We start from the raw sequence: 4,511 nt of genomic DNA, 5'->3' as shown, positions 1-4,511 counted from the left end.
TCTGCAATTAACAGCTGGGTTGCTGAAGAGATCCGCACCCGCGGTGCTGAACTGAATATCAGCCGGCCGGGCCGGTTTTTTCAGTCGAAACATAGCTGGAGCGCTGTGATTGGCGCGTTTCAGGGCAATGATCCTGCAGGTACACTGTTAGCCTGGCGCGGCTTTGCTTTACATAACCTGCAAACGGGGTTAGGAGAGCAGGTAAATTTTGCTGATTATCCCAGCATTCAGTCAGGGGATTTATCGCTACAGAACCCCTGGGTTGAGCCAACCAGAGAACTGGATCACCGCACCGGTTATTATTTAGGACTGCATTGGGAGTATGGCCAGCGAACCCGCCTGCGGGCATATTATTATGATAATAACGGCGAGCCGTTACTGTTTCGTCATCAGCAGTACGCCTGGCGCACCCGGTTTACCAGTCTGGCAGTACAGCATATTGTCAATGATAACTGGCAGGTGGTTAGCCAGTGGCTGCAAGGCGATACGTTAATGGGCCCTGGCGCAGTAAATGCAGATTTTGCAGCCTGGTTTTTGCTGGCGCACTGGCAGCAAAATAAGTTAAGCGCAACCTTACGTTATGACGATTTTAAGGTTGACGATATAGATTTGACGCCGGGCGATAATAACAACGGCCAGGGTGAAGCATTGTTATTGGCTTTAGGGTATCAGCTGAACAGCCACCTTAAACTAAGTGCAGAGTATCTGCGTCTTAACAGCACGCAATTAAACCGGCAGCAGTGGGGCTGGCAGGTTAATCAGCAGCAATCGCTTAGTAAGTTAGTGCTTACCTGGCGCTGGCAATAAAAAAGCCCGCACAAGGCGGGCAAAAGGTACCAGGAACAGCACGGGATCAGAAGTCGATACCCACTGACAACTGAATTCTGCGCGGTAGATAGAAACTGCGTGGCTGACCGTAATTTGCCTGATAATCGTAGGGGTTCACGTTGTAACCGGTCTGCCGATCGAACAGGTTAAAGATATCAATCTGAAATTTCATATTCAGCTTGTCGGTAACCGCAAAGTTCTGGGTGTAGTTTAAATCCAGTTGCCAGTGACTTGAGGTGCGCCTGCTACCGGCCTTCTCTGCATAGGCACTCACCGCGTAATAAGAACTGGTTGGTGCATGGCCGTAATATTCAGCAGACCAGGTTTCCCAGGCCTGACCGGATTGATACAGCAAGTAAGCGCCAACATTGGCATCCCAGTCCAGGGTGTAGTAACCAAATACTTTCAGTAAATGCGGTTTGTCTGAACTTAAGGTGCCGTCTTTGTTATCCCAGGAAAACTTACCGGGTTCATCGTTATAGAATGACGAACCGATAAAGGTATTGGCATCATTATTGGTGGTGGTATTGTCCTGGTCAAAATTACCGGTATACCGGCTCCAGACATAGGACGCATTGACATAGGTGCGATCCCCTATCCATTCTGCTTCAATGCTGGCTTCCCAGTATTTGGTATAACCGTTATCCACCTCGGCAATAACATAGCTTGAACCACCAATTTCAGCCCGGTAATCTGCCAGTTCAGGGATATAAAGTCCCCGGGCAGCGATCTCAGCCGGCACCTGACCGTTGCCATAAGTACCGGATAACCGTGCTGCATTGGGCACATCTTCCCAGAAATTAGAGCCTTTGCGGTGGCGGATATGGCCGCGCAGATAGAGCTGACGGCTGACCGCTTTAGTTGTACCCAGGGTAAACTCATCAATCCGCCTTGGCTTTAAACCATCGGCAAAAAACTTGCCTGACGATGAGCCACGATACCTTTCTTCAACAAAGTCACCCTGTTCATCGAAATAGACATCGGTGATCCGGTTCAGGGTCGACCTGTCCCACGATGCCGCGCGGGCCAGGGAATTTGCTTCCGGGTGATAAACGGCGAAGTTACCAAATACCGTATTTTCACCATCGTAACGCCAGGTAACGCCCAGTCTCGGCTGGATCATATCATCCCAGTCCATGGTATACATTTTGTACTTATTGCCCGGTGCCAGCTCAAAGCCGGATAAGTTGTTGGGGTTTTCCCTTAATCCCTGACCATACAACACATCCTTACTGATCAGCACGCCGACATTGTATTCAAAGTCACCGGCAGTAATGGTGTCATTAATTTCCAGATTGTACGTTTTAACGGAAGACTCCAGCACGTTCAGACCACTGCCCACATTGGGATCGGCACCGACGATGGTCGCCTGATAAAACGCCCCGGGTACTGTGGTGCTCAGGCCCCCGAGATAGCCGATAATTCCCCAGCCGTTAGACACCCGGCTCAGCTCTTCTGTCAGCTCGGAATATTTAAAGCCGACATGAAAATTATGCCACAGATTGCCCAGCTCCATCTCCCGATCAAGGGCAATTTCAAAGCTCTGGCGCGAGAATTCGGTGGTATCGAACTGATGATAAGCCCCGATACGGCCGCCGCCAGCCCGGTTACCACTGTCATCAATATAACCATAACGGTCAATCAGTGTTTGTGCGGCCGCATTAAAGGCGGCATTTTGCGGGGTGTCCGGCCTGAGTGTCGGCACAGTGAACCGCCCCATCTGGTCCAGGTTATTTAAATCCAGGCTACTGCCAATTACAGGTTGCACGCTGAGGATATTATCGGGCGTGCTGGTGGTTTTCAGCGAGAAATTATTAATATTGAAACTGAGGGAGGTGGCACCATCGATTAGCCAGGAGCCGTCAAAAGTGAAAATATCCTGTTCTGCTTTTTCACCGAGTGACACACTGTCGCTGTCTAAAGCGCCAATTGATGCGCCCTCGACATCACGTTCAGAGCTGCGCTGACTGATATTAAACAATAAATCATCCGTTGCTGCCCAGGTTAATTTGCCGAAAAACTCATCCCGGGTGCTGTTGTAGCTCTTCACCGGACCATAGGCTGTCTCTTTATTAACCCGGTCAACTTCCGGCCGGTAATAAGAGCCATAGAAATACAGCGCATCTTTTATTAAAGGTCCACCGAAGCCTGCAGTAATCCAGCTTTGATCCAGCTCATAAGGAACATCACCGGTAATGTCGGATACCATGCTTTTATCCTGCAGCTTATACTCAACACTCCCTTTATATTCATCAGTACCTGATTTAGATACGGTGTCTATCGCAAAGCCACCGGAGCGGTTGAAGCCAATTGCTTTTGCACCGCCGCGGTCCATTGATACATGTAATACGTCATGTGTTGAAGGTTCTGAAGCGAGGTTACCAAATAACGGCAGGGAGACATCAACCCCATCAAAACCATATTTATTATCAACCCCAGAGCCGCCGGCTGCCGGACCAAGTGTGGCATTCTCAGAATACTGCACCCCGGGGATCAGTTTCAGCAAGTCACGATAATTCTGGCCAATCGGTAAGCTTTCAATAGCTTCTGCGCCGAGCGAGTTGGTTAAGCTGGAATTCCCTTCCCGGACAATAGTGCTGCCAACAATTTCAATCACTTCAATATCGGCGCTGCCGCCGTCGAGCTGGACATCAACATTGGATGTCTGCTCAAGTCGTACTTCTACTTCAGTGCGGCGGACTGAGCCGTCAGCGGCCGTAAAGGTCAGCTGATAGCGGCCCGGGATAAGTAACGGCAACGAATAGCTGCCATCTTCTTTGGTTACCGCAGTACGGGCACCGGGTAAGACATTACTGGTTGCGGTGACGGTTACCCCGGCCACTGAAGTACCGGTTTGCTCGGTGGTCACTTTACCGCGAATACCCCCTACCTGTTGTGCTGAAGCAGGTGCGCAGGTCAGCACACCAGCCAGTACCATAGCGGTGACAGTAGCCGGTGAGCGAAAAGCGAATTGGGTCGCCTGCGCCAAACGACTTTTTATAAAATTAAGCTCGTTATACTTCATCAGTATCTCTCCTGGAGTTGCATGTTGTAGCTGTCCGTAACAGGGTTCTGCTTGCCCTTTTTAGTGCCCGTTTATCGTTATAGTGCAAGGTGTTTAATTTCTGCACAAAATTAACATAGCAATAATTTTTTGGTTTTGAAAATAATTTATGCTAAAAATTATTATTAATTGGAATATTTGATTCTATTTGCAGCTATTATAAAAGTCAGACGGTATTTTTGTGCTGCTGATAAGAAGGTGAAATGAGACTAGGTTATTGGTTAATAGTACTTTTGTGCTTAGGCAGCAGCGGTTTTCAGGAAAACGTTTATGCGAAGTCAGATATTCCAATGTTAGAGCCCGAACATCTTAGTGCCGACTTCTGGCTGGCAAAAGTCACCGATGCAGATCGGCTATTGTTAACCGAGGCGCAAATCAGCGCGGCAAATAATGATACCTTTGCCAGGCAGAGTGAGATGACCAGGCTGGCAGAGGTGCCACCAAGCTTAACGGCAGCTGCATTGACAGCAATGATCAGTAAAGCCAGTGCATCGGCAGAGCAGCTGCGCTTTTATGGTAATGGCCAGGCAGTAACCGCAGCAAATTGGCAGAGCTACCGGCAAAACCTGAATACTGAGGCGGTGCATGCGGTTAACCCGGTCCGCTTTGGCCTGGTGGT

The 4,511-nt window shown here is 49.3% G+C and carries 2 protein-coding genes and 1 pseudogene; 2 read left to right on the top strand and 1 reads right to left on the bottom strand.

What is annotated here, in order from left to right; all coding sequences use genetic code 11:
- Nucleotides 1-807 (top strand): hypothetical protein (locus R3177_RS13430; RefSeq protein WP_318971532.1); only part of this gene is annotated, 807 nt, incomplete at its 5' end.
- A 46-nt stretch (nt 808-853) separates the two neighbouring features.
- Here the strand turns inward: R3177_RS13430 and R3177_RS13425 are convergent.
- Complete coding sequence (locus R3177_RS13425) at nt 854-3,853, bottom strand: TonB-dependent receptor (protein ID WP_318971531.1); 3,000 nt, start codon at nt 3,851-3,853, stop codon at nt 854-856.
- Between the two features lie 242 nt (nt 3,854-4,095).
- On the opposite strand from R3177_RS13425, the pseudogene R3177_RS13420 reads away from it, so the two are divergent.
- Nucleotides 4,096-4,511: pseudogene (locus R3177_RS13420) on the top strand (glycoside hydrolase); the annotation flags it as partial.

The organism is Arsukibacterium sp., assembly GCF_033722355.1.
Taxonomy (GTDB): Bacteria; Pseudomonadota; Gammaproteobacteria; order Enterobacterales; family Alteromonadaceae; genus Alishewanella.
This window is presented reverse-complemented; position numbering and strand designations above follow the sequence as displayed.